This is a genomic window from Wenzhouxiangella sp. YN1, assembly GCF_056324145.1.
In genome coordinates, this window is record NZ_JBJNIO010000123.1 from 113,485 (window position 1) to 137,469 (window position 23,985).

Sequence of the window (23,985 nt, forward strand, 5' to 3'; positions counted from 1 at the left end):
GGTGAGGTCATGAAACTCTACACGTTCCCGGAGGCGCCCAGCCCGCGCCGCGTTCATCTGTTTCTCGCCGAAAAAAGCCTGGAGATCGAGCAGGTTTTCGTGGACATGCGCAAGGGTGAACACCTGACGCCAGCGTTCGCCGCTGTTCACTCCGATCTCACGCTGCCGGTGCTCGAGCTCGATGATGGACTGCGTCTGGGCTCCAGCGCGGCCATATGCCGCCATCTCGAAGGCCTGAAGCCCGAGCCGCCGCTGCTCGGAGTGACGCCGCAGGAGCGCGCCCGCATCGATGACCGTGATCGCTGGGTGGAAATGAACGGTCTGCTGGCCGTCATGGAAGGCTTTCGCAATTCGCTCGAGGGCTTCAAGGACCGCGCACTGCCGGGTCGGCGCCCGGTCGCGCAGATTGCCGAGCTGGCGCAAAGAGGGCGTCAGCGCTTCGACTGGTTCATGCACGACCTTGACGGTATGCTCACCGCGCATGATCACGTTGCCGGCAACGAGTTCAGCGTTGCCGATATCACCGCGCTGGTCGCTCTCGATTTTGGCCTGCGGGGCTTGAAGATGGAAATGCCCGCCCGAGCCAGGGCGCTCACGGCCTGGCATGCACGCGTTTCCAACCGCCCGGCCATCAAGGGCTGAAGAGCGCTCTGGGTCCAGTCAGTTCGACGGCCAGTAATGGCTGTCGGGCAGCGGCCGTGGCCCGAAAATGGCCTGACCGACGCGGACCACCGTGGCGCCTTCGGCGATGGCTATCTCGAAGTCGCCGGACATGCCCATCGATAGCTCATCGAAGTGCATATCGACCGGTCCGTCCTGGCGCAGCCGTTCCCGAAGCCGGTACATCAGGCGAAAGCAGTCTCTGACGCGCGAGCGATCGCTGGTCAGCGCGGCCAGGGTCATCAGGCCGCGCACCCGCAGGGCGGAGAAGGGTTTGAGCGCGTGCGCGAAATCGATCGCGTCATCGGGCTCGAGGCCGTACTTGCTTACCTCGCCCGAGCTGTTGATCTGGATGAATACGTCCAGGCTCCGGCCTTCCATCTGCAGGCGCCGTTCGAGCGTTTCGGCAATCCTTATTCGATCCAGCGCCTGGAACTCGTGGGCAAAGCGGGCCACGTACTTGGCCTTGTTGCTTTGCAGGTGGCCGATGATCGACCAGCGCGCGTCCAGGTCGGACAGGGCTTCGACCTTGCGCTGAGCCTCCTGGACCTTGTTTTCGCCAAAGCTTGTGCAGCCGGCCTGCCAGGCCAGGCGCATGCGGCGCTCGTCGACGGTCTTGCTTACCGGCAGCAGCGTGACCTCGGCCGGGTCGCGATCAGCCTGTTGGCAGGCGGCCGCGATCCGGCGCTTGACCGCGGCGAGGTTGCCGGCAATGTCAACGCCATCGGCCGCGGCCTGGTGGTGGGCGTTCGAGTCGCTTTTTCTCACTGTTCGGCCCGGCCTCCGCAGGTATCTTGCACGAGTTTGCCGATTTCATCGGCCAGCGCCGCGCGTGCGCCCGGTGCCAGCGCGTGCCCGGCGGCCGCAGCGTGGTCGATGCGGGCAAAGACCGTTGCCCCGTGGGCGCGCACTGCGGCTTCGAGCCGGTCGATGGTCTCGCTGACCGACCAGGGGCTGGCCAGGGTTTGCAGACCCTGGTCCTGGTGCGGCGGTGTGCTTGCATCGGGCATGGCGTTTTCCTTCTGATCAGTTCTTGAACCTGCTGGCCCACTGGCCTGACCGGGCAGCGTCAGGTTCCGTCGTGGTTGTCGGCGCTGTATGTTTCCCTTTCGGGATCCTTGCGCCACACCAGGTAGGACAGCACGGTCGACACGAGTGCTGCGCTTGCAACGGCTGCGGCCATGACGATCCAGGCGGTCTGGCCTTCCGTGATCCACAGCGCCGGCAGCGAGATCAGGCCAGCGGCCATGAACAGGCGCGCGCCCCAGCGGTGCGTAACGTCCCAACTGCGATCCGACGACAGGCTCCATGGCGTACGGATGCCGGCAAACCAGTTCGGTCGCGCCTTGCCCAGCGCGTTGCCGATGACCATGATGAAGACCGCGACGACGCTGCCGATCAGCCTGGGCATGGTCGACCCGCTCATTTCGACCAGACCGACTGCCGAGAGGGTAATGACGCCCTGCGCGATGGCCAGAATGAACAGCGAGCCGAGCCAGCCGGCCAGCCACAGCGGTTTCGACCGCTGCAGGTTGCGACCGCGCGGGTCGATGGCCGGTGCGATCGCGAAGATCGCGATCAATACCAGCGCGATGCCCGGAATGGCAAGAAAGGCCTCGATGGGCCCGGCGGTGCGATCGACCTCACCGGCCATATTCCAGTGCACGGCAATGGCCTGACCCTCGGGGGTCATCAGCCAGCCGGCCAGGCCGAGCAGTGCGATCGCGACAAACAGCGGAATCGAGAACAGCAAACCCTTGCGAACCATCATTCCTTCTCCTGTTCCTGTTCTTTTTCACGTTCGTTTTCATGCGCCTGGCTCTTGCCCGCGCCGAGGATACTCATCAGCGCGCTCATGGCTTCTTCGGCGACCGAGACGTTGAGCCGGTAGCGGATGGTGGTGCCGATGCGTTCGGCCTGGATCAGCCCGGCGTCTCGCAAGGTGGCAAAGTGGCGCGACATGGTCGGTTTCGACACTGGAAACTCGTCGGCCAGCTCGCCGGCGGAAAGCGGCCCGCTTCGCAGTTTTTTCAGCACGGCCCGCCGGACCGGGTGGGCGAGCGCCTGGAACAGATCCGTCATGGATCTAATTTAACAGGCACGCTAATTAGCGTCAATGCTAAATATCATTTTCCTGATGCTGACGAAGCAGCCGCGAAGCCAGGCCAACGCCAACCAGCCCGATGATTGCGCCGGGGCCGGCGCCCAGGACCAGCGCGCCGGCCAGGCCGGCGAACAGGGCGAAACCGCCGGCCAGGATGGCGGGCGTGGAATCGCTAGCGGGCGGTGTCCTGCGGCGGTGTGTTTCGATCCAGGCGACGATCGCCAGCACCGGCACGACCATCAGCAGGCACAGGCCAAGCCACCACAGCCGGCCGCTCCAGAAGCCGGGATCGCCAGGCGTGCCGGCGTCGATGGGCGCGCCGAGTTTCTCGCCCAGCCAGGCGGCGGGCAGCTCGGCCAGCTTGTGCCACAGATACAGCGGCATGCCGAAGGCGCCGAGAAAGGCGACGATGCCCGCCAGGCGCTCGCGATCAAGCAGCCAGCGCGCGGGTTTTTCGCACAGCAGCACCAGGCCGACCTGCAGCCACATCACGCCAATCAGCGCGAGCGTTGGCGGCAGCATGTTGCTGTTGCCCTCGAAATCCAGCCCGACCATGCCGACCGGGTAGCCGCTTTTGACGGCAGCGACGAGCCAGGCTGCGCCCAGCGCAAGCAGCCCCAGGCCCGCCAGCGCCCCGTGAAATCGGCGCCGTTTCCAGGCGATGCCGAGCTGCTGCGGCAGCAGCCAGACGAAGAGCGCATTGAGCCAGCCGATGCCGCCTTCGGTGGCGGTCACGCGTGCACCCAGGCTGGCCCACTGCGCGGGCCAGAAGGCGCCGGCGCGAAGGATATCGACAGCCGCGGCCAGCGCGATCAGCGCCACCACCGCGCTCAGTCCGAACCGGCGGTCGACGGTCACGCCCGCCGGCAGCAGGGCCTGGACGGCCAGCAGCATGACCAGAAACCACAAATGGATGGTCAGCGAGCCGCCGAAGGCGCCAAGAACACGGCCACCGGAGAACTGTGCGATGACGGCCAGCAGCGTCAGCGCAGCCATGTAGGTGAGCGTGGGCCGGGCCAGGCGCAGGGCGCGGGCGCCCCACCACCGGGTTTGCGAATGGCCCTGGTGCAGGCGGCGGGTCACGCCTTGAGTGCTCACGGCAGCCGAGACGAACACGAACAGCGGCACCACCTGCACCAGCCAGGTGAACAACCCGGCCGCGGGCCAGACCTTGAGGATGTGATCGGTGGCAATCAGCCGGTCGTCGGCCAGCCGCGGCAGCGTGGCCAGCCAGTGGCCGAAGACGACGACCAGCAGCGCCAACGCGCGCAGCGCGTCGGGGTAGATATCGCGTTGAGGGTCCCGGGCCGAGCTCAGGGTGCGCTCCTGAAGGAGACAAAACCCGAGTATAAACGCCGCCCGGGTCGGCGTGCGCGGCGGCGCCAGGCCAAGGCGCCGGAAAACGCAATGACCCGGGTCAAGAAATTGTTATAATGCATCTCAAATACCCTTTTAACCAAGAGTCAACAACGACAATGCCCGACAGATCCACCCTGCTGCCGCCCGAGCGGCCCTTTGTGGTCAGCAAGTCGCGCGTGGCCTCGGCCCCCGACTCCGATGCTGCCTGGACGCGACTGATATTTGCCTACATCGGCTTTGGCACCTTCTGGCTGATCATCGGCACGCTGGCGGGCGAGTATCTGGGCCTCAAGTTTTCCTGGCCCGACCTCGATCACATTTCCTGGTTGTCTTTCGGGCGCCTGCGCCCGGTGCACACCAATACGGTGTTCTGGGGCTGGGGCTCGCTGTCACTGATCGGGCTGGCGCTTTATGTGGTGCCCAAGACCAGCCAGAGGCGCTTGCACAGCATTCCGCAGGCCTGGGTGGCGCTCGGTCTGATCAACCTGGCGGTGCTGGTCGGCGATCTTCTGCTGATGGCCGGCATCAACAGCGGCGGCCAGGAATATCGTGAGTTCATCTGGCCGGTGATGGGCGTGTTCTCCGCCGGGGTCATCATGGTGGCATGGAACCTCATCCGCACCATTGCCGGCAGGGCCATCGAGGAGATCTATATCTCCAACTGGTACATCATGGGCGGCTTTCTGTGGACTGTCGCCCTGATGGTCATCGCGCATATTCCGACCTATCAGAACACCGGCGTCAGTCAGACCATCATCCAGGGCTACTACATGCACATGGGCGTGGGCATGTGGTTCACCCCGCTGGCGTTGGGGGCCACTTACTATTTCCTGCCGCGGCTGCTCAACAAGCCGATCTATTCCTATTCTCTGGGGGTGCTGGCCTTCTGGACGCAGATGGTCTTCTACAGCATGATCGGCGCGCATCACTTCATCTATGCGCCCACGCCCTGGGCGCTGCAGACGGTGGCCATCATTTTCAGCGTCGGCATGATCGTTACGCTGGCGGCCGGAACCGGCAACTTCCTGATGACCATGAAAGGCAGCGGACGCACCATCGCCCGCAGCTACAGCTTGCCGTTTATCCTCGTCGGGGTCGTGTGCTACTTCGTGTTCTCGCTACAGGGCACCTTCGAGGCCTTCCGTTCGCTGAGCAAGGTCTGGCACTTCACCAACTTCACCGTCGCCCACTCGCATCAGACGATGTACGGTTTCGTGGTGTTTTTGATCTGGGGTGGCATCTACGGTCTGCTGCCGCGCCTGACCGGGCGTGAGCCGTCCGCCCTGCTGGCCGGAGTGCACTTCTGGTTTGCTCTCGTTGGCCTCGTTCTCTACTCCACTCCGTTGATGATCGGCGGCACTCTGCAGGGCTACAGCTGGATGTCGGATGCGCCCTTCATGCGCTCGGTCACGCTGATGGAGCCGTTCTATCTGTGGCGAGCCGTGGGCGGTACCCTGATGTTCCTCTCGCATCTGGTGTTTGCCTGGAACCTGTGGCGCATGCGTCCGCAGGGTGACGGAGCACCCCGTGGTGCAGCAGCAGAGGAGGTGCAGGCGTGAGCTTCCATCGTAATCACTGGATGCTGTTTGGCACCATCTTCTTCGGCTTCATCTTCCTGGGCATCATCGTTGGCATTGCGCCGGCCTACTGGACCCAGGCTCAGGTCGAGGTCAACTACACCGGCGACACGCTCTCCGACCTGGAAAGAGAAGGATTGGGCGTCTACATTGCCGAGGGCTGCGTTGCCTGTCATACCCAGCAGGTCCGGCCGCTGGAGATGGATGCGGACTTCGGCCGTCCGTCTGCGCGCGATGACTATGCCCGCATCGGTGGGCCACTGGATATGTGGCGACCCTATGCCCCGGCGGTGCTGGGCAGCGCGAGAATCGGCCCGGACCTTTCCGACGTCGGCTCGCGCCAGCCGGCTGAAACGTGGCAGTACATGCATCTGTACAACCCGCGTACCGTGGTTGAAGACTCCATCATGCCGGCTTATCCGTGGTTGTTCGAGGTCACCGACAACCCGGACGAGGATGCTTTCGTTGTGCCATTGCCTGACGAGTTTGCCCCCGGAGACGATCTGCAGGTGGTTCCCAATGATCGCGGCCAGGCGCTGGTGGCGTATCTGTTTGCGCTCAAGCAGCCGATCGAGCGGCGAGCGGGCGCGGCTGCTTCCGGAGCCTCTCGCGAAAAGTCGCAAGATGAATCCGAAGCGAAGACAACAGCGTCGACGACAACCGCCAACGGTGAAACGCTTTACAGCAACAATTGCGCAGCCTGCCATCAGGCCAGCGGGCAGGGCGTGCCCGGCGCTTTTCCGCCGCTGGTCGATGACCCGGTTGTGGTCGCCGACGATCCCACTGAACATATCGATATTGTGTTGTTTGGTGCCCATGGCCGCGAGATCAATGGCCAGACCTATGGCTCGCCCATGCCGCCGTTCGGGCACTTCAGCGATGACGAAATCGCCGCCATGATCAACCACGAGCGCACCAGCTGGGGCAATGACGCACCGACGGTCAGCCCCGATGATGTTGCGGCCCGGCGCGAGGAGGGTAAGCAGAACCAATGAGAACGCACTGGATGAAGATGGTGCTGATACTTGCTGCGGTGTTCTTGCAGCCGCTGTGTCATGCTCTGGCACACGCGGCGGAAAGCGCCGAGGAGCATAGCGTGATCGAATACGCGATCGTCGGCATTGGCGTGGTCGTTGTCATCGCGGTCTTGGTCCTGACGATCAAATACTTTCTGCGCCCCGGCGAAAAAAGCCAGCAGCATATCAAGCGCCGAATTCTGGATGAAGAAGGTCAGGGTGATCGTGATGACAACTGAGAAGACAGAGGATCGCAATCGTATCGAGGCCTATCTGGATGACGATCCGGATCCGATCGTGGTTCATCGGCCGCCGGCGCGCTTCCAGCTCGATACCACGCGCCTGGCTGACGGTCCGCATACGCTGCATATCAAGGCCTGGGACAGCAACGGTCAGCAAGGGGTGCGCTCCATTCCCTTTACCGTGCGCAATGGGCCGGGCATCTCGGTCAACGGGGTCAGAGACAACGACGTGCTCGAAGGCGACATTCCGATTCTGGTCAACGCCTATGGCGGCCGCGGTGAACTGTACTGGGAGCCCTCGCGCGCGGAAACGCCGTCGCCCATCCCGACCTGGATCTGGGTGCTGCTGATCTTCATCGTCGCCTTTGCTGCGTTCTATGGCTTGCGTCAGTGGAGCCCGCCGGCCGACATGGCAGATACTCCGACCTACAGCAGCCCGCAGGAAACCGCGGATGGCCCCGACTGAAGCGGCGTACTGGCCTGCGGGCAGGCGACCGAATCAGGGGCGCTGATCCGCAGGCATGAAAAAAAGCCCGCCGACCTTTCGGGTCGACGGGCAAACCGGCTTGGGATGAACGGTTCATGTTGCCGTCAGGGCAGGACGGCTCCGTTCTTTTTTATGCCTGCGGCCAGTCCGACTCGCCTTGGGACTGGTTGCAGTGCTGCTGAACCGCCGAGCTGTATTCGCTCTGGCTCAGGCCCTTTTCGCTTTGCTTGTCGATGTCGTCGAAGGCATCCGCCAGGCAGGGCAGGGCACGTGCTTCACTCTTGCTCACGTAACCGTCACCGTCGGCGTCAAGCTCGTCGAAGCGCGGATTCTGCGCAATGGCCGACGAGGCCGCAAAGGTCAGGGCGATACCAAGGGCGAACAGGGATTGTTTGCTGAGATTCATCATGGTCAACTCCTTGTATGTAGTGTTTTCCAATTGTGAGTCTCGTGTGACTCGCCCTGATTAATGCAGCTGCCGTGCCAAGTTGGAAAATAGTTTTAGATTCAGTAACTTGCGTTTCCAGGCCCGTGCGGTATCGGTAACACCTGTTGCCTGCAGGCGACGCTGGTCCGGTGTTCCCACGACAAAGCCCGTCGGTAGCGGCGCCGGGACTGTCGCCAGAGAGCGACATGTGGCGCAAGGTGTTGAAAAGTCAGGTAAATAAAGTGGTCAATTGTGGGTGCTGAGCCGCCAGAGCGGCGGGATCATTCCTTGAAATCAGCCGGCTCGAGCTGGTGGCGCCCCAGCAGGCGGTAAAACTCGGTACGGTTGCGGCCGGCCAGGCGGGCCGCTTCGCTGACGTTGCCTTCGGCCATGCGCATGATGCGCACCAGGTAGTCGCGTTCGAACGCATCGCGCGCCTCGGCCAGGGGCCGCACTCCGGTTGGATCCCGGCGCAGCGCGCGTCGAATCAGGCTGTCGGGCACCGGGCCCTTGCGGCAGAGCACACAAGCCTGCTCGACCACGTTGGCGAGTTGGCGCACGTTGCCGGGCCAGTCGTGGCCCAGCAGCACGCGCAATGCCTCGCGCGAGAAGCCCTGAATCCGCTCGCTCGCGGGGCGGTCGGCCTGCAGTTGGGCAAGGAAATGCTCGGCCAGCGGGACGATGTCTTCCGGCCGGTCGCGCAGCGGCGGCAGATCGAGCTGGACGACGTTGAGACGGTAGAACAGGTCTTCGCGAAAGTGGCCGTCGCGAATGGCCTGTTCGAGATCGCGATGGGTCGCCGACACGACGCGCACGTCGATGTCGACTTCTTCGGCTGCACCAACGGGACGCACCTGCTTTTCCTGCAGCGCGCGCAGCAGTTTGGCCTGAAAGGCGGCCGGCATGTCGCCGATTTCATCCAGCAGCAGAGTGCCGCCCCGTGCCTGGACGAAGAGACCATCGCGGTCGCTTTCGGCGCCGGTGAAGGCGCCCTTGCGGTAGCCGAACAGCTCGGATTCGAGCAGTTCGGCGGGAACGGCCGCGCAGTTGATCGCCACAAAGGGCCCGTCGTGCCGCGGGCTGGCCTTGTGAACGGCGCGGGCGATGACCTCCTTGCCGCTGCCGCTTTCGCCGATGATCAGCACGCTGGCATCACTTTCGGCCACCAGCTCCAGCTCGGACAGCAACGTTTCCATGACGTGACTGCGCGTGACGACTCCGGCGCGCCAGCCTGCCTCTCGGCTCGGCTCGCCACGGCGGCCGTCGGTTGCCTCGGCAATGGTGGCAAGCAGTTCCGCGCTCTCGAAGGGTTTGGTGAGAAAGGCAAAGGCGCCTTCGCGGGTCGCAGCCACGGCGTCGGGAATGCTGCCGTGGGCGGTCAGAATGACGACGGGCAGGGCAGGATCGCGCTCGCGCAGTTGACGGAACAGGGCCATGCCGTCCATGCCCTCCATGCGCAGATCGGTGATCACCGCATCCGGGGCACGCGCTGCCACGCGGCCCAGCGCGGCCTCGCCGCTGTCGGCGGTATCGACGGTATAGCCCCCGGACTCCAGCCGCAGGCTGATCAGTCGCAGCAGCCCCGGGTCGTCGTCCACCAGGAGAATCCGGGGGGCTTCCATCTCACGCGGCGGGTCGTTGTGCTCGTCGGCCATGGCTTTAGCCATCACTGTCCTTGCGCTCGTCGAGCTGTTGGTCGATTTCCCGCAGCGCCCGAAGCTTTTCCAGCGTCTGTTGATGAGCCTTGCGTTCGCGCTCCAGCTCGGACGCGACGCGATCGCGCTGTTCCTCTGCGCTGATGCTGCGGCGGACCAGCTCGGTCACTACCGACAGCGTCTCCAGGGCGTCTTCGGTGATGCGAGTGTTTTCGGCGGGCCGGTTTTCGAGCAGGGTCTCGAGCATCTGCAGGCCCGATCGTGCGTCGCGCAGCTTGCCCGGCCCAAGCGTTTTCAGCAGTGCCTGTTCCAGCTGCGCGAGCCAGGCGTCGAGATTCGATACCCCGGCGTACCAGGTCGCGGCGGTTTCGGCACTGACCCGCTGCACCCGCTCGACGCGGTTGATGATGTCGGCGCTGTCGATTTCGTCCGCTGCGGCCTGGAGATCAACGGCGAGCAAAAGAACGATGACGCATGCGATGACAACTGCGGGGGTTCTGGGCGAGCACTTCATTGGCGAGCATCTCCTGACGATGCAATGGGTAGCTCAATCACGACAACCGTGGACCAGTTCGCGCTGTCGATCAGGCGAACACTGCCCTGGTGGGCGCGAACGATATCGCGGCAGATGGCAAGCCCCAGACCGCTGCCCGGGCGGCTGCGGCTGTGCCGGCCGCTGCCGCGGTAAAAGGGCTCGAACAACCGGCTGCGATCCTGGGCGGGTACGCCGGGGCCCTGATCGGCCACCAGGATATGCGCTCGATTGCCGCGTTTTTCCACCCCGATTGCGATGCTGCCGTGGGCCGGGGAAAACTTGAGGGCATTGGACACCAGATTGTCGATGGCCGTGGTCAGCATGTCGGGATCGGCGCGCATTCTGACCTCCGGGGAGCGTTTGCGCCGGACGCTGATGTCACGGGCTTCCAGGTTGAGTCGATGATTGTCGAGTACGTTCTCGACCAGTTCGTCCAGTGCGATGTCATCTTGCCACATCGGATCGGGGCGTGATCGGAGCCGGTTGAAGCGCAGCAGGTTCTCGATCTGCTCCTGCAGGCGTACGATGTTCGCCTGGATGATGCCGATGACTTCGCGCTGCTGCTCGCCCAGACGGCCGAAAGTCTGATCGGCAAGCAGGCTGGTGCCTTCACGAATTGCGCTCAGCGGTGTCTTGAGCTCATGCGAGACCTGGCCAACCAGCTGCTGACGCTCGCGTTCCCCGCGAACCAGCCGGCGGCGAACCCACTCCAGCCGGATCGACAGGGCGCGCAGATCGCGCGGGCTGTTGACCTGTTCGATGCGCGCGTGTTCAGGTTGCGCGAGTGCCCGCATGCTCCGATCCAGTCGCCGAATGCGGCGGTTGAGGAAGCTCGCCATCAGCAAGGCCAGCAGCACGGCCACCGGGACGGTTGATGCCAGGCTCAGGACGGAGACGTTGCGGGCCGACTCGCCCATGGCCTCCAGTCGCTGAAGTTCGTGCTGCGAGGTGGTTTCGGTGGCCATCAGCAGGCTGTTGGCGGCCTCCCCCAGCGCATCGAAGGACGCGGCCAGGCGAGCCGGCCATTCGCGGCTGGTGCGAGGTTCGATAATCAGCTGATACAGCTTCTGGCTGCTCTGGCGCATGGCATTGACCTGCTCGCGCAGATCCTGACGTTCGACCACAGCGTTAAAGGTGTCGAGATCAGCGCTGAGCGCCTGATGGCGCTCGCGCAGACTGGCTTTTGCGTCGCTATCCTGCAGAATCCGGTACTGGCGGGCAGAGCGCTCGAAGGCAATCACCCGGTCGCTGATCTGTCGGGCTGACTGCGTGGCGGAAATCGAACGCTCGAGCAGCTTCTCGCTTTGCCGCGTCACGCGGTCGATCTGCTGGCCGGAGACGATCAGGCCCACGAGCAGAGGAAAGGCCACCAGCGCAAATCCGGCCAGCAGCAGAGTCAGAACCGACTGAGTGCGCAAACGTCGGCGCCAGCCACGCCAGCGTGCGCTACGGCGAGTTCTTGCCCCCCGTTGTTGCTGCGTCCGTCTTTCCGGGCGGTTCAAGGCGCGTATGAGTCTCTGATGAGTGCTTTACGGCAGGCAACAGTATCGGCCCGGAGCGCTTCGGGTACAAGCAGGCCGGGCGTGTCCGGCCTCAGGCGGCGGCTCTCGACAGCCGATCGTGAACGGCCGACCAGGCGGGTGAATCAGGCGGGCGCTGGACCAGAATCCGACTGGCGCCACGGTCATCGAGATGACGCAGGACGGCGTAGAGGCCGCGAGCGTATTGCGCCGGGTCATCGGGTAACGCCTGCCAGGCTCTGAAGCCCCCCGGGTCGGGGGTGTCTGTCAGCGCCAACACCGCCGCATCCGGATCGGGGTCGGAGAGCGCTTCGGTGGTTACCAGCTCAAGCCGGGTTCGAGGCGCGTAATGCGAGGGCAGGCGGCCTGCAGTGCGCGGACCTTCCGACGCCCCGGCCACTTCGGGCGGGCTGCCGAGCACCTCGCCGAGCTGCTCCAGGCTGAGCATGCCGGGACGCAGCACGCGGGGCCGGCGCCCGCTGCAGTCGACAATGGTCGACTCGACACCTACTTCGCAGGGGCCGCCGTCGATCACGGCAGCGACGCTGTCACGGCCTTCGAATTCGTTGATGACGTGATCGGCGGTCGTCGGGCTGATCCGGCCAAAGCGATTGGCCGAAGGGGCTGCAACCGCGCGGCCCAGGCGCTTCAGCAAGGCAAGGGTGAGCGGATGGCCGGGAACACGAAGACCCACCGTCGGCTGGCCGCCGGTCACGCTGTCGGCTACCTCGGCGGCCTTGCGCACGATCAGGGTCAGCGGGCCCGGCCAGAAGGCGCTCGCCAGTTGCCGCGCGGCTGCACTGACTTCAGCAGCCCAGTGGTCCATTGCCTTGCTGTCGGGCAGGTGGACAATGAGGGGGTGGTCGGCCGGGCGCCCCTTGGCGGCGAATATACGGCGTATCGCATCGGGGTTGGCAGCATCGCCGGCCAGGCCGTAGACGGTTTCGGTCGGGATGGCCACCAGTTCGCCGCGGCGCAGCATGCCGGCGGCGCGCTCGATGTCTTCGCTGCTGCTGCCCAGGCGGATCATGGCGGCGAGCCTTTCAGATGCTGCGCTATCACACCGCACTGGCCGAGGGTGAGCGGGTCGACGGCGGCGTTTTCCCGCAACGGCATCGGAATCAGGTGCCAGTGCATTGCTGCTCCTCAGCCGGTGACCTGCCAGCCAATATTGGCGCCGGCGCGCAGCGGCACGATGGTTTCGTCGCCGGCACGGAGTTTCGCATCATTGCTCCATTCACGCTTTTCCAGCGTGATGCGTTCTTCGCTGGCGCTCAGGCCGTAGAAGGCCGGGCCGTGCAGGCTGGCGAAGCCCTCGAGCCGGTCGAGCGCACCGGCGGCTTCGAAGACTTCCGTGTACAGCTCGATGGCGGCCGGTGCCGAGTAGACGCCGGCGCAGCCGCAGTCGGACTCCTTGGCGTGCTGCGGGTGCGGGGCGCTGTCGGTGCCCAGAAAGAAGCGTTCGCTGCCGCTGGTGGCGGCCTCGACCAGCGCCCGGCGATGTGTTTCGCGCTTGATCAGCGGCAGGCAGTAGTGATGCGGGCGCAGGCCGCCATCGAACAGGGCGTTGCGGTTGTACATCAGATGGTGGACGGTGATGGTTGCTGCGATCGGCCCGGGCGCGGTCTTGACGTAGTCGACAGCCTCCCGGGTGGTGGCGTGTTCGAGCACCAGCTTCAGCTCGGGAAAGTGCGCTCTCAGCTTTTCCAGATGGCGCTCGATGAAGATCGCCTCGCGGTCGAAGACGTCGATGTCGCCATCGGTGACCTCGCCGTGCAGCAACAGCGGCAGTCCGTGTCTTTCCATCGCCTCGAGAATCGGGAAGACCCGTTCGAGATCGCGCACGCCCGAGTCCGAGTTGGTGGTCGCTCCGGCCGGGTAGTACTTGACCGCGTGGACGAAGTCGCTTTCAGCTGCAGCGCGAATGTCATCGAGCGTGGTGGTCTCGGTCAGATACAGCGTCATCAGCGGCTCGAAGCGGCTGCCCGCGGGCAGGGCCGCCAGGATGCGCTCGCGATAGGCGGCCGCGTCGGCCACGGTGCGCACCGGTGGTTTGAGGTTGGGCATGACGATGGCGCGGCCGAACACGCGCGCGGTGGCCGGCGCCACCGCCGCCAGCATGTCGCCGTCTCTCAGGTGCAGGTGCCAGTCGTCGGGGCGTCTGATGGTCAGTCGTTTCACGGGTCTTCAGGCCTTGGAGCGAGTTGCTGCATCGTTGGGAGATGCAGCCATTCTAGTGCACCCCGACCGGGTCTGGTTGTGTGTCCGGACCGACAAGGGAGCCTGTAAACCAAAAAATACAATTCCGGTATACTGTCGCTCTTTCCAGACCCCTGAAGGAGCGTGATTTGAGCTTGAATACATCCCATGCCCTCGGCGTGGCGCTGCTGGTTGCGGTGATTGTCAGCCCGGCGATGGCCGATGCGCGCCGTGGCGAATGGCTTGATCCGATCGTGATTACCGCCACCCCGACCGGGGCGTCGCTGCTGGAGTCGTTTCAGTCGGTGACCGTGATCGATCGTGACTGGATCGAATCCTGGCCGGCGCCAACCGTGGCAGACCTGCTTGCCGGCGTGGCCGGGCTGGATGTGCAGCGTCGCGGCGAGCCCGGGGTACAGGCCGATATCGGCATCCGCGGTACCGGCGTTGAACAGACCATCGTGCTGCTCGACGGCATGCCGATGGGTGATCCCCAGGCCGGTCATCACAATCTCAATCTGCCGGTGCCGGTCGCGCATATCGAGCGTATCGAGGTGATCAAGGGGCCGGGCGCCATGGCCTACGGCGGCAACGCAACCGGTGGCGTGATCAACGTGGTCACCCGCAGCGCCAGCGATGCCGGTTTGTCGGCGCAGGCGCGCGTCGGCAGCTATCGCACCCGCTCCGGCGGCTTGTCTGCAGCCGGCCCCTGGGGCCAGAGCGGCCATCGGGTCAGCGTCGATGGTCTCAAGACCGATGGGCACCTGTCGGCGCGTCGGGCCGATGCCGACATGGTTCGCGGACTCTATACCGGCACGGCGGCGCTGGGAGAGGCCACCTTGCGCTGGGGGCTGGGGGGCGAAAATCGCGATTTCGGCGCCTGGAAGTTCTATACCGCCGACTTTCCCGACCAGCGCGAACGCACGCAGACGCGCAGCGCCTGGCTGTCGGCTGACGCGTCGGCTGGCCAGTGGCAGGTGACGCCACGCCTGTTCTGGCGCGAGCACGATGATCACTTTAGCACCCTGATTGCCGGCGCAGCCTACATCAACCGCCACGCCACACGGGTTCAGGGGCTGCGGGTGTCGGCACGTCGCCACCACGCCGGGGCGGTGACGGCGGTGGGCGCGGCTTACTCGCGCCAGCGTATCGATTCGAACGCGCTCGATCAGCATGACCGGGACGAGTCCCAGGCATGGTTGGTGCATCGGCATGCATTGGGAGAGCGCGCAGAGATCGAGGCCGGATTATCGCTGGTCGACTACAGCGATCATGGCGGCTACGGTCTGCCGTCGCTGGCCTTCAAGTACAGCCTGAACGAACATTGGGTGAGTTTTGCGTCCTGGGCCGCTTCGGCCCGGACGCCGTCCTATACCGAACTGTTCCTGGACAGCTCGGGCAACCGCGGCAGCCCCGCCCTCGGGCCAGAGCGCTCGGACTATGCAGAAATCGGCCTGCGTTATCTTGCGGCAGCGCAGCGCGTCAACCTGGCCCTGTTCGAGCGCCGCACCGACGCGCTGATCGACTGGGCACGCCTGCCCGGTGAGGTGCAGTGGCAGGCCCGGCGATTCGACGGCCACCGCAGCCGCGGCGCCGAACTGGAATGGCAGTGGCTGCCCTCCGGCAAACGGCTCGAGCGGGTTGACCTGGCCGCAACCGTGCTCGACACCCGCCTCGACCGTCGCGGGCTGCAGATCAAGTATGCCCTTGACTACGCCGAGCTGGGCATTATCGCCGGCGCCGTCTGGCGCCTGAGCAATACGCTTGGCCTTACCACCCGGGCGCGATACAGCCAGCGCAGCTCCGGGGAGGCGGGCACGCTGCTCGATCTGCGTCTGAGCTGGCAGCTTGCCGATCTCCAGCTCTTTGTCGAAGGCAACAATCTGCTCGATAGGCGCCTGGTTGAAAGCGGCTTCGCCAAGCTGCCCGGCCGCTGGCTTTACGCCGGAGTCGCCGTGGGCTGGTGAGCGCGTCCGGTTGTCAGCGCGGTGGGCATTCGCGGCTGGCTTGTTCAAGGCCTCGATCACTCTTCACAGCGACGGTGTATTGATATAACATTACACCTCTTTCACCGTGGAGCTGTACATGATCCGAACGAGTCTTCTGCCGGCCGCGCTGCTGTCGCTCGCCGCCGTGGCACAGACGCCAACCGATTCTCCGCAGGAGGACGAGTCGCACTATGAGCATGATGAGATCGACCGGGTCGAGGTCAGCGCTCTGCCACTCAGGCGCAGCAAGCTGGAATCGGCACAGCCGGTCGACATGCTCATGGGAGAAGAGCTCGACGATCGCCGCGGACTGACTCTGGGCGATACCCTGATGCAGCAGCCCGGCGTTCACTCGACAAGCTATGGCCCCGGTGCCGGGCGGCCGGTGATTCGTGGTCTGGGCAGTGGCCGCGTACAGATCCTGGAAGACAGCCTGCCGGCCGTCGATGTCTCGGCGCAGTCCGACGACCATGCCGTAAGCGTCGAGCCGATGCTGATAGACCGCATTGAGGTGCTGCGCGGGCCGTCAACGCTGCTGTTCGGCTCCGGCGCCGTCGGCGGTGTGGTCAATATCATCGACGGCCGCATTCCTGAGCGAGCGCCGATGGGGGCGCTCGAGGGGCGCTTCGAGCTGCGCGGCAATACCGTCTCCGACGAGCGCACCGGCGTATTGCGGCTTGACGGTGGCGGCGATCAGTGGGCCTGGAACATTGCCGGCTCCTGGCGCGATGCCGACGATTACAGTATTCCCGGCACGGCCGAGCCCGGCGATGACGAGAAACCGGGCAGGCTGCCCAACAGTTTTGTCGAGTCGCAATCGGGTTCTGCCGGGTTGAGCTGGATCGGGAAGCGCGGCATGTTCGGCATTGCGGTCAAACGTTTCCAAACCGAGTACGGCATTCCAGCGCCGCACAGCCATGGGCCGGCTGATTCGGGCCATGAGCATCCGGGCGGGAATCGCTTCCGGCCCGCGCTGCTGTCGCGACATGTTCATGCCGACGAGCACGATCACGACGACGAAGACGTCTACGTTGATCTCGAACAAACGCGCTGGGATGCCAAGGGCCGGCTCGACGATCCGCTGCCGGGCTTCTTGCGGGCAACGCTGCGGGCCAGCTACAGCGACTACACGCACGCCGAACGCGCGCTCAACCCGAGCGACGCGGTACATGGCTCTGGCGATCATGCGCATACCGTGTTCGACGTCGAAGCCTGGAGCAGCCGGCTTGAGCTCGAGCACCGACCGCTGGCCGGCTGGCGCGGCGCGCTGGGACTGCAGCTTGAGGAGAAGACACTTGCCGCCATGGGCGACGAGGCCTACGTGCCGGACGGCGATACCCGCAGCGGGGCCCTATTTGTGCTCGAAGAAAAGCGCAGCGGCCCGCTCACCTGGACCCTGGGTGCACGGGTCGAGCACAATGAGATCGAGGTTGACGAGCTGCTCGAGCCGCAGGAACACGATCCGGCCGCCAACGGCCAGCGCCAAAACGTGCGCGCGCCTGCCCGGCTCGTCAAGCAGAGCTTCACAACGGCTTCAGCCAGTGTCGGCGCGCTCTGGCAGATGAACGAACGCTGGCAGACATCGCTGAACTACGCCTACGCCGAGCGCGCCCCGACGCAGGCCGATCTGTTCGCCGAGGGGCCGCATCCGGCGACCTTTACCTACGAGCGCGGCGCCGTTGATCTGGGCAAGGAGGTCACCAGCGGTCTCGACCTGATCGTGCATCGGCATTCGGAGGCACTCGATCTGGAAGCTTCGCTGTTCTACAACACCATCGATGACTTCATCTATCTGCACCGAACCGGGGAAGTGCGTGCCGGCCTGCCGCTGTATCAGAGTCAACAGCAGGATGCCACCTTCCATGGCGGCGAGCTGCAGGCGATCTGGCACCTGCCCGACAGCGTGCTCGGTCACTTTGACCTGCGGCTGGGCTACGACTGGGTGCGCGCCGAGTTCGACTCCGGCGAGCAGCTGCCGCGAATCTCTCCCGGCCGCTATGTCGCCAATCTAGACTGGCATCTCGGCGACGTGCGGGGCAGCCTGGGCTACAAGCGCGTGCGCTCGGCCCGTCACCTGGCACCGGAAGAAACCCCGACGGCGGGTTACGACATGCTCGACCTCAACATCGCCCATGTCTTCGCGATTGGATATTCCGAGCTGGAGGTCTTTGCCAGGCTCTCCAACCTGCTCGACGAAGAAGCGCGCGTGCACACCTCGTTTCTAAAGGCGTTCGCGCCTCTCCCGGGGCGGGATCTGAGCGTGGGTGTGCGCGGACGATTCTGAAGCGCGTCGCGGCCCGCCCTCCGGGCGGGCTCAGGCGGCGGCGTGTTCTTCCTTGCGTATCTGTGCGAGCAGTTCCAGATAGGCGCCGATGAGGTCGGACTCGTAGATGGCGCCCACCAGGCGACCCTCGGCGTCAACAACGGCGACGCTTTCGCCGACAAAGCGGCGCATGGCATTCATCGCACCCCAGATCGTCTCGTCTTCGCGCATGGTCAGTGCGCTGCGGTCGCACCAGTCCTCGATTGACTCGCTGGCGTCCGCCGGGAAAATTTCGTGCAAGTGAATCGTGCCGATGTAATGGCCCTTGTCGTCGGTCAGATAGGCGCGGGCGCGGGCCGCTTCAAGGATGGCGTTGCGCGCCTGGCCGACGTTCGTGTCGGGGCGCAGGCTGACGTACTGCTCGGACAGCAGTTCGCGGATTCCGTGGACCTGCAGAATGGCCTGGCTGCGGCCGCCGGACAGATCGTGGCCACGCTTGGCCAGCTCCTGATCGAACAGCGAGCGGGCAAAGAATCTTGACGCTACCAGGTTGGCCAGGGCGACGCTGGCCAGCGCAGCAATGGTCAGCTCGTAGCTCGAGGTCATTTCGAATACCAGCACCACGATGGTCAGCGGTGCGCCGATGACCGGCGAGGCCACAGCCACCATGCCGCAGATGGCGTAGACCATCTGCGCGGATACATCAACACCGAACAATGCACCGGCCAGATAGCCGACGACGCTGCCGAACAGCGCGCCAAACAGGCTGCCAACGATCAGCGCCGGGCTGAACACACCACCGGCAAAACCCATGCCCAGACACCAGGCCGTGGCCAGCAATTTGAGCACCATGATCAGCAACAGCTCCCAGTGCGGCCAGCCACCTTCGATAAAGCTCTGGCGCAGCGTGTCCAGACCAAGGCCAAGAACCTCGGGCACCCACAGTGCAGCCAGCCCCAGGCCCAGGCCTGCGACTGCCGGGCGCAGCAGCGCCGGAACCTTCAGGCGCGTGGCGAGATACTGCATTTGCAGCAGCGCCGACATGTAGCTGACCGCCACCAGCGCGCTGGCAATGCCCAGCGCGATGAACAGACCGTATTCCCACAGATGGGCGACCTCGACGCTGGCGACGGAAAAAAGCGGTGGCTGCGGCCACACCAGTCGCGAGGTGACGTGGCCCAGCACCGAAGCGATGGCAATTGGTGCAAACGCGCGCAGGGCGAAGTGGCGCAGGATCACTTCATGGGCAAACAGGATGCCGGCAATCGGCGCGTGAAAAGCGGTGGAAATGACCGCGGCGACGCCGCAGGCAATGGCGGCATTCTGGCTTGTCAGCCGGGCGCGCAGCAGCCGTGACAGCAGCGAGCCGACCGTGCCGCCGATATGCACCAGCGGGCCGTACTGGCCCACTGAAGCGCCAAAGCCCAGCGAAATCAGACTCGACAGGCCCGTCAACAGTCCGGCGCGCAATGGCGGTCGCCCGCGCCGCGTCTGCACCGCAGCAATCAGGTCCGACGGCGAATGCGGCTGGCGTTCGGGAATGAAACGATGCAGGATCCCGCCGATCAGCCCACCGGTTGTAGGCACCACCACAATGGCCAGCGTGACCAGCCAGGCGCGTGATTCCTGGGCGCGACTCGCAGCCGAAATCAGCAGTAGGTCGTTGAGCCATACGAACGAGCCAACGAAGGCGTTGGCCACCACGGCCGCTGCCATGCCGACCAGAACCCCGAGCACGACAATGGCCATGATCCGGCGCAGCAGGTTGCCGCGCTCGGGGCTTGGGGGCAGGGGTTGGCCAGTATCGCTCACCGACCGGTTAGCGGATGATGGCTACGCCAAACAGCAGCGGGTGCAGCCAGAAGACGAAGGCGATATAGATCGCCAGCCCGCCGATGATGGCGATTGCATCATTGGCGCGCGAGCGCGGCAGCTGCGGAATCGTGCGCGCCGGGCGACGCTTGAGCGAGATGCGATCGACCACAGCCCAAACCAGAAAACCGCCAAACAGCAGCACCGCGGCGAGCGTGCCGTTGACCAGAAGATGCGCCAGCGCCCAGGCCTTGACCGCCACCAGCATGGGGTGTTTCAGGGCCTGCTGGATGCGGCCGGGAAAGTAAGCGGCTACCAGCGCGGGAAAGGCAAACAGCATCAGCAGCATGGCGATATGGCGCATGAACGCCGGCGGATGCCACAGCCAGATCGGCTCCAGCCGCGCCTGCCCGTAGCCGATGACAATCAGCACCAGGCCGACGATGGAAATCAGGCCGTAGACGCCCTTGAACGGCAGCTCGCCCATCTTCGCGACCATGGAATCGCGCCAGCGCCACGAGACGATGCTGATCGAGTGGACGCCGAGAAACAGCAGCAGACCGGCAACAAGCAAAGACATTGCACTTTCTCCCTTCTACATTCCTTTCCATTGTAAGGCCGGCGACAGAGAGTGCCAGCCGGCGTCCCGCCGACGGTGTACACTCAGCCGCTGACTGAAGCGCTGTGTTGAAGGCCCTGAGTGATGACCCCAAAAGTAGCGTCGGGATTACTGGCGTGCACGATTTCCCTGTTGTTCCTGCTGGCTTCCCTGACGTCGTCGGGCAGCGCAGTGGCCGCGGAAGAAACAACCTATCTTCAGCTGCTGGGACGCGCCCAGGTCGAGCTTGTGAATGCCTCCGGAGCCATTCCCGAGGCGACCGGCGAGGACGGATTGCACCTCACCGATGGCTGGGGCGCCGGCCGCCCGAACAGTCATAACTGGAGCGGTGTGTTCATCGATGCGGGGCACCGGCTTGGCCCGCACCTGAAGGTGATCGGGCGCTTTGCGTTCAACTTCAATATGGATGGGCTGCCCGACGGACGCGGCAAATACCGCGATGCCTATGCCGGCCTGCAGGGCAGCTTTGGCACCGTGCGCTTGGGTCGGCTGGAAACACCCTACAAGCTGGCCGGCCTTGGCTGGGACACCATGAACGCCACGGCGCTGCAGGCGCGCACCAACGCCGCTCGTTCCGGCGGTGCCCTGGGCCATGGCGGCTACCACAACGACAGCGTCGACTACAGCGCGACGATCCGTGGCGTCAACCTGCGCGCTTTCTATTCGAAAACCGACGGTGGGCCGTCCGGGCCTGATCAGGGCTCGATGTATTCCGCCTCACTGAGCCTGCCGCTGGGCAATACCGAGCTTTCCCTGGCGCACCTCGACGCCGGTGATCGCGACGCCGGCAGTCGCAGCGGCACCCAGCTCGGTGTCCGTTATCGACAGGGTCGCTGGGCGTTCGCCAGCCAGTACGAGTTTCGCGGGCGCGGGCTCGATCACGGTGATTTCGCGTTCTTCAGCGGGGCCTACGATGCGCAGGTCGGCCAGCTGTCCCTGGGCTACGGTCGCTTCATCGACAGCAGTGCTCGAAACGACGATGGTCAATATCTTGCCGTCGGCTTCAAGCGCCGCTTGTCGCCCCACATTGCCGGCCATGCCGGCGTCCGCTACACCGATCGCGACCGCACAGGTTCTGAAACGCTGCTTGATATCGGCTTTCGCTTTAGCTGGAAGCAGCGCTTCAGCCGCACGTCCAGCTAGAGCATGCCCTCGGACTTGAGGCGCTGGTACTGGCTGACCAGGGCGGCCGGCAGCTCATCGGGCAGGACGTCAAGATGGATGATGCCGCGCTGGCGCAGGCGGGCGGTGGCGGCCTTGCGCTGCTCGCGGTAGAGCGAGGCGGCCGACTCGAGCAGAGCCCGGTTGAAGCCGGTTGTGCCCGATCCGCCCGGGCGGGACGCCTGTGTTTCGCTCAAGCGCTCGCGCAGGTCGGCAAGGATGACCAGGTGGCGCTGCCTGATCCGGCCGAGGGCGCGCAACAGCTCGCTGTGGTCGCTGTCGCGCAGATTGGTCAGCACGATCACCAGCGAGCGTCTCCTCTGGCGGTCGAGAAAGCGACTGGCCGCGGCGGCAAAGTCCGGGTAGGCGCTGCCTGGCTGCAGGTCGAAGGTGCTCTCCAGCAGGGCGGCGTACTGGCGCTGGCCGCGCGCCGGCGGCAGCACGCGCGCCCGGTCGCGGGCATCGCCGGCGGTCTGCAGGCCAACTTCATCACCTTGTTTGAGCGCCACGTGAGCAAGCAGCAGCATGGCGTTGAGGCAGTGGTCGAAGTGGCTCAGCTCGCCGTCCAGGGCCTGCATGCGGTGACCGGTGTCGAGAACGAACACCAGCGACTGGTTGCGCTCTGCCTGATACTCACGCGAGATCAGCTTGCGCGTTCGGGCCGTGGCCGACCAGTCGATCTGGCGCAGGCTGTCGCCTTCGCGGTACTCGCGCAGCTGCTCGAATTCAGAACCGCTGCCGCGCCGGCGGTCGAGATGAATGCCCATGTCATCGAGCCGGTGCGCGCCGGCCAGTAGCCCGTACCGGCTGACCAGGTTGAAATCGGGATAGACCCGAAACGCCGTCGGGGCGCTGATGCTTTCGCGCAGCCACCACAAGCCGGCCGGTGAGCGGCGAGCGATATGACAGGCATCGAGGCGAAAAGCCCCGCGCCGGGTCGCGGTGGCCTGCCAGCCAATGGTGGCCGTCTGGCCCGGCGCCAGGTCGATGCGCTGCGGCAGATGCTCGGCTCGGCAGATTTGGGGAAACAGATCGTGAACCAGCAGAGACAGTTTGCGCCCGGCCCGGTGCGACACCGTGGTTTCGACCCTGACCGCGGCGTTGAGCGGCCAGGTGGCCGGCAGGCGGCGCTCGATCTTCAGTTCCGGGCGCTCGCGCCAGAGGCGCCAGGCGTCGATCAGGGCCAGCGCGGCCAGCATGCCGCCAGCAGCCGGCCACAGCGGCCAGGCCGACGTGAGTGCGGGTACAAAGCGCAGCGCCAGGCCGAGCAGCAGCCAGGCGGCGGCTGCATTGAGAAGGCGGCGCGTGGGCCGAGGCTTCGAGCCGGCCGGCTGGCGAGGCGCGCGCTCCAAGGAGCTCACTGTCGCGGCGCTTGCTGGTCCTCGATCAGGCGGGCAAGCACCTGATCGGGCGTCTGGCCTTCCATCTGCAGCTCGGCCGTGAGCAGGATGCGGTGGCGCATCACCGGCGCGGCAAAGCGCTTGATGTCGTCGGGCACCACGAAATCGCGCCCGGAGATCACGGCCGCGGCCTGGCCGGCGCGCAGCAGGGCGATGCTGGCGCGCGGACCCGCGCCGATATGGATGCCTGGCCACTGCCGGCTGGCGCGCACGATGGCCACGGCATAATCGGCCAGGGCGGTATCGATGTGCACCCGGCGCGCATGGGCGCGCAGCGCCAGGGCGGTGGCGGTGTCGAGCAGCGGTTCGAGGGTCTGCGCCAGGGTCACCAGGTCGTCGCGAATGCCGGCCACGTTGAGCGCCAGCTTGCGCTCGGATTCGGCGTCGGGATAGTCGATCAGGATCTTCATCAAGAAGCGGTCGAGCTGCGCTTCGGGCAGCAGGTAAGTGCCTTCGTGCTCGATCGGGTTCTGGGTTGCCAGCACCATGAACGGATCGTGGACCTTCAGCGCCTTGCCCTCGATGGTGACCTGGCGTTCCTGCATTACTTCAAGCAGGGCGGCCTGGGTCTTGGCCGGTGCGCGGTTGATTTCATCGGCCAGCAGAACGTTGCAGAACACCGGGCCGCGGCGAAGCCGGAAGCGCTCGCTCTTTAGGTCGTAGATCGCATGCCCGGTGATGTCGGCTGGCATCAGATCGGGCGTGAACTGAATGCGCGAGAACCTGCCGGCAATGCAGGCCGCCAGGCTCTGCGCCAGCAGGGTCTTGCCCAGACCCGGCACGCCCTCGATCAGCGCGTGGCCGCCGGCAATCAGGGCCGCGACTACCTGTTCGACCACCGCGCGCTGGCCAAGGACGACGCCCTCGAGCGCCGTGATCAGTTCAGCAGCCAGCGCCGTTGCGCGCTCGCCATCCAGCGTCGGCGTTGTCGGATCGTTCCTGTCGTGGTTCATTGCTGTTT

The 23,985-nt window shown here is 65.1% G+C and carries 23 protein-coding genes; 8 read left to right on the forward strand and 15 right to left on the reverse strand.

From position 1 onward, the window contains the following. The first annotated feature begins 9 nt into the window (after window positions 1–9). The gene (locus ACEWQZ_RS04675; RefSeq protein WP_476481903.1) at window positions 10–642 is read left to right on the forward strand and encodes a glutathione S-transferase family protein; all 633 of its coding nucleotides are present in this window, start codon (window positions 10–12) and stop codon (window positions 640–642) included. A gap of 18 nt (window positions 643–660) precedes the next feature. On the opposite strand, the gene ACEWQZ_RS04680 is transcribed toward ACEWQZ_RS04675, so the two are convergent. The 5 genes from ACEWQZ_RS04680 to ACEWQZ_RS04700 are packed head-to-tail and all read right to left on the reverse strand — an operon-like array spanning window position 661 to window position 4,150. After that, on the reverse strand, window positions 661–1,428 hold the full coding sequence (locus tag ACEWQZ_RS04680; protein WP_476481904.1) for a YggS family pyridoxal phosphate-dependent enzyme: 768 nt from the start codon (window positions 1,426–1,428) through the stop codon (window positions 661–663). Then, complete coding sequence (locus tag ACEWQZ_RS04685) at window positions 1,425–1,670, reverse strand: hypothetical protein (protein ID WP_476481905.1); 246 nt, start codon at window positions 1,668–1,670, stop codon at window positions 1,425–1,427. Before ACEWQZ_RS04685 ends, ACEWQZ_RS04680 begins: the two co-directional genes overlap by 4 nt. A gap of 59 nt (window positions 1,671–1,729) precedes the next feature. Then, entirely contained in the window at window positions 1,730–2,431 is a 702-nt protein-coding gene (locus tag ACEWQZ_RS04690) for an SdpI family protein (RefSeq protein WP_476481906.1), read from the reverse strand. After that, window positions 2,428–2,742 (reverse strand): metalloregulator ArsR/SmtB family transcription factor, encoded by a 315-nt coding sequence (locus ACEWQZ_RS04695; protein WP_476481907.1) that lies wholly within the window; start codon window positions 2,740–2,742, stop codon window positions 2,428–2,430. The genes ACEWQZ_RS04690 and ACEWQZ_RS04695 overlap by 4 nt, the downstream gene beginning before the upstream one ends. A gap of 37 nt (window positions 2,743–2,779) precedes the next feature. Further along, a complete protein-coding gene (locus ACEWQZ_RS04700) occupies window positions 2,780–4,150 on the reverse strand; it encodes an acyltransferase family protein (protein WP_476481937.1) in 1,371 nt (456 codons plus the stop codon). Between the two features lie 89 nt (window positions 4,151–4,239). Between ACEWQZ_RS04700 and ACEWQZ_RS04705 the strand changes: the two genes are divergently transcribed. Genes ACEWQZ_RS04705 through ACEWQZ_RS04720 form a run of 4 tightly spaced genes read left to right on the forward strand, consistent with a single transcriptional unit; the run spans window position 4,240 to window position 7,424 of the window. Further along, a complete protein-coding gene (locus tag ACEWQZ_RS04705) occupies window positions 4,240–5,682 on the forward strand; it encodes a cbb3-type cytochrome c oxidase subunit I (protein ID WP_476481908.1) in 1,443 nt (480 codons plus the stop codon). After that, window positions 5,679–6,695, forward strand: a complete 1,017-nt coding sequence (locus ACEWQZ_RS04710) for a cbb3-type cytochrome c oxidase subunit II (RefSeq protein WP_476481909.1) — start codon at window positions 5,679–5,681, stop codon at window positions 6,693–6,695. Before ACEWQZ_RS04705 ends, ACEWQZ_RS04710 begins: the two co-directional genes overlap by 4 nt. 11 nt (window positions 6,696–6,706) lie before the next feature. Then, window positions 6,707–6,955 carry a hypothetical protein gene (locus ACEWQZ_RS04715; RefSeq protein ID WP_476481910.1) on the forward strand — a complete coding sequence of 83 codons (249 nt, stop codon included), beginning with the start codon at window positions 6,707–6,709 and terminating at the stop codon, window positions 6,953–6,955. Next, entirely contained in the window at window positions 6,945–7,424 is a 480-nt protein-coding gene (locus ACEWQZ_RS04720) for a hypothetical protein (RefSeq protein WP_476481911.1), read from the forward strand. Before ACEWQZ_RS04715 ends, ACEWQZ_RS04720 begins: the two co-directional genes overlap by 11 nt. Before the next feature lie 151 nt (window positions 7,425–7,575). On the opposite strand, the gene ACEWQZ_RS04725 is transcribed toward ACEWQZ_RS04720, so the two are convergent. The 6 genes from ACEWQZ_RS04725 to pyrC all read right to left on the reverse strand — a co-directional run bounded on the left by ACEWQZ_RS04725 (window position 7,576) and on the right by pyrC (window position 13,763). Beyond that, window positions 7,576–7,854, reverse strand: a complete 279-nt coding sequence (locus ACEWQZ_RS04725) for an EF-hand domain-containing protein (protein WP_476481912.1) — start codon at window positions 7,852–7,854, stop codon at window positions 7,576–7,578. 299 nt (window positions 7,855–8,153) lie between these two features. Continuing rightward, window positions 8,154–9,539, reverse strand: a complete 1,386-nt coding sequence (locus tag ACEWQZ_RS04730; RefSeq protein ID WP_476481938.1) for a sigma 54-interacting transcriptional regulator — start codon at window positions 9,537–9,539, stop codon at window positions 8,154–8,156. Continuing rightward, on the reverse strand, window positions 9,532–10,041 hold the full coding sequence (locus tag ACEWQZ_RS04735) for a hypothetical protein (RefSeq protein ID WP_476481913.1): 510 nt from the start codon (window positions 10,039–10,041) through the stop codon (window positions 9,532–9,534). Before ACEWQZ_RS04735 ends, ACEWQZ_RS04730 begins: the two co-directional genes overlap by 8 nt. Beyond that, entirely contained in the window at window positions 10,038–11,480 is a 1,443-nt protein-coding gene (locus tag ACEWQZ_RS04740) for a sensor histidine kinase (protein WP_476481914.1), read from the reverse strand. The genes ACEWQZ_RS04735 and ACEWQZ_RS04740 overlap by 4 nt, the downstream gene beginning before the upstream one ends. A gap of 175 nt (window positions 11,481–11,655) precedes the next feature. Beyond that, window positions 11,656–12,612, reverse strand: coding sequence for an L-threonylcarbamoyladenylate synthase (locus tag ACEWQZ_RS04745; RefSeq protein ID WP_476481915.1), 957 nt, complete (start codon window positions 12,610–12,612; stop codon window positions 11,656–11,658). A gap of 116 nt (window positions 12,613–12,728) precedes the next feature. Further along, window positions 12,729–13,763: a dihydroorotase gene (pyrC, locus tag ACEWQZ_RS04750; RefSeq protein WP_476481916.1), complete on the reverse strand. Its 1,035-nt coding sequence runs from the start codon at window positions 13,761–13,763 to the stop codon at window positions 12,729–12,731. Window positions 13,764–13,936: 173 nt separating this feature from the next. On the opposite strand from pyrC, the gene ACEWQZ_RS04755 reads away from it, so the two are divergent. Both ACEWQZ_RS04755 and ACEWQZ_RS04760 read left to right on the forward strand, forming a co-directional pair. Then, complete coding sequence (locus tag ACEWQZ_RS04755) at window positions 13,937–15,748, forward strand: TonB-dependent receptor plug domain-containing protein (RefSeq protein WP_476481917.1); 1,812 nt, start codon at window positions 13,937–13,939, stop codon at window positions 15,746–15,748. A 118-nt stretch (window positions 15,749–15,866) separates the two neighbouring features. After that, window positions 15,867–18,053: a TonB-dependent receptor gene (locus ACEWQZ_RS04760; protein WP_476481918.1), complete on the forward strand. Its 2,187-nt coding sequence runs from the start codon at window positions 15,867–15,869 to the stop codon at window positions 18,051–18,053. A gap of 30 nt (window positions 18,054–18,083) precedes the next feature. Here the strand turns inward: ACEWQZ_RS04760 and ACEWQZ_RS04765 are convergent, their stop codons facing one another. Both ACEWQZ_RS04765 and ACEWQZ_RS04770 read right to left on the reverse strand, forming a co-directional pair. Next, entirely contained in the window at window positions 18,084–19,844 is a 1,761-nt protein-coding gene (locus ACEWQZ_RS04765) for a chloride channel protein (RefSeq protein WP_476481919.1), read from the reverse strand. A 7-nt stretch (window positions 19,845–19,851) separates the two neighbouring features. Beyond that, complete coding sequence (locus tag ACEWQZ_RS04770) at window positions 19,852–20,424, reverse strand: NnrU family protein (RefSeq protein WP_476481920.1); 573 nt, start codon at window positions 20,422–20,424, stop codon at window positions 19,852–19,854. Window positions 20,425–20,547: 123 nt separating this feature from the next. On the opposite strand from ACEWQZ_RS04770, the gene ACEWQZ_RS04775 reads away from it, so the two are divergent. Continuing rightward, window positions 20,548–21,606, forward strand: a complete 1,059-nt coding sequence (locus ACEWQZ_RS04775; RefSeq protein WP_476481921.1) for a porin — start codon at window positions 20,548–20,550, stop codon at window positions 21,604–21,606. Here ACEWQZ_RS04775 and ACEWQZ_RS04780 read toward each other — a convergent pair. After that, on the reverse strand, window positions 21,603–22,985 hold the full coding sequence (locus ACEWQZ_RS04780) for a DUF58 domain-containing protein (RefSeq protein WP_476481922.1): 1,383 nt from the start codon (window positions 22,983–22,985) through the stop codon (window positions 21,603–21,605). The two genes, ACEWQZ_RS04775 and ACEWQZ_RS04780, sit on opposite strands and share 4 nt — an antisense overlap. Continuing rightward, a complete protein-coding gene (locus tag ACEWQZ_RS04785; protein ID WP_476481923.1) occupies window positions 22,982–23,977 on the reverse strand; it encodes an AAA family ATPase in 996 nt (331 codons plus the stop codon). The genes ACEWQZ_RS04780 and ACEWQZ_RS04785 overlap by 4 nt, the downstream gene beginning before the upstream one ends. Window positions 23,978–23,985: the final 8 nt, after the last annotated feature.

Coding starts and splice junctions, on each gene's coding strand:
- ACEWQZ_RS04675 (WP_476481903.1), top strand. CDS start 10: ATGAAACTCTACACGTTCCCGGAGGCGCCCAGCCCGCGCCGCGTTCAT.
- ACEWQZ_RS04685 (WP_476481905.1), bottom strand. CDS start 1,670: ATGCCCGATGCAAGCACACCGCCGCACCAGGACCAGGGTCTGCAAACC.
- ACEWQZ_RS04690 (WP_476481906.1), bottom strand. CDS start 2,431: ATGATGGTTCGCAAGGGTTTGCTGTTCTCGATTCCGCTGTTTGTCGCG.
- ACEWQZ_RS04695 (WP_476481907.1), bottom strand. CDS start 2,742: ATGACGGATCTGTTCCAGGCGCTCGCCCACCCGGTCCGGCGGGCCGTG.
- ACEWQZ_RS04705 (WP_476481908.1), top strand. CDS start 4,240: ATGCCCGACAGATCCACCCTGCTGCCGCCCGAGCGGCCCTTTGTGGTC.
- ACEWQZ_RS04715 (WP_476481910.1), top strand. CDS start 6,707: ATGAAGATGGTGCTGATACTTGCTGCGGTGTTCTTGCAGCCGCTGTGT.
- ACEWQZ_RS04720 (WP_476481911.1), top strand. CDS start 6,945: ATGACAACTGAGAAGACAGAGGATCGCAATCGTATCGAGGCCTATCTG.
- ACEWQZ_RS04725 (WP_476481912.1), bottom strand. CDS start 7,854: ATGATGAATCTCAGCAAACAATCCCTGTTCGCCCTTGGTATCGCCCTG.
- ACEWQZ_RS04730 (WP_476481938.1), bottom strand. CDS start 9,539: ATGGCTAAAGCCATGGCCGACGAGCACAACGACCCGCCGCGTGAGATG.
- ACEWQZ_RS04735 (WP_476481913.1), bottom strand. CDS start 10,041: ATGAAGTGCTCGCCCAGAACCCCCGCAGTTGTCATCGCATGCGTCATC.
- ACEWQZ_RS04745 (WP_476481915.1), bottom strand. CDS start 12,612: ATGATCCGCCTGGGCAGCAGCAGCGAAGACATCGAGCGCGCCGCCGGC.
- ACEWQZ_RS04760 (WP_476481918.1), top strand. CDS start 15,867: ATGATCCGAACGAGTCTTCTGCCGGCCGCGCTGCTGTCGCTCGCCGCC.
- ACEWQZ_RS04770 (WP_476481920.1), bottom strand. CDS start 20,424: ATGTCTTTGCTTGTTGCCGGTCTGCTGCTGTTTCTCGGCGTCCACTCG.
- ACEWQZ_RS04775 (WP_476481921.1), top strand. CDS start 20,548: ATGACCCCAAAAGTAGCGTCGGGATTACTGGCGTGCACGATTTCCCTG.
- ACEWQZ_RS04785 (WP_476481923.1), bottom strand. CDS start 23,977: ATGAACCACGACAGGAACGATCCGACAACGCCGACGCTGGATGGCGAG.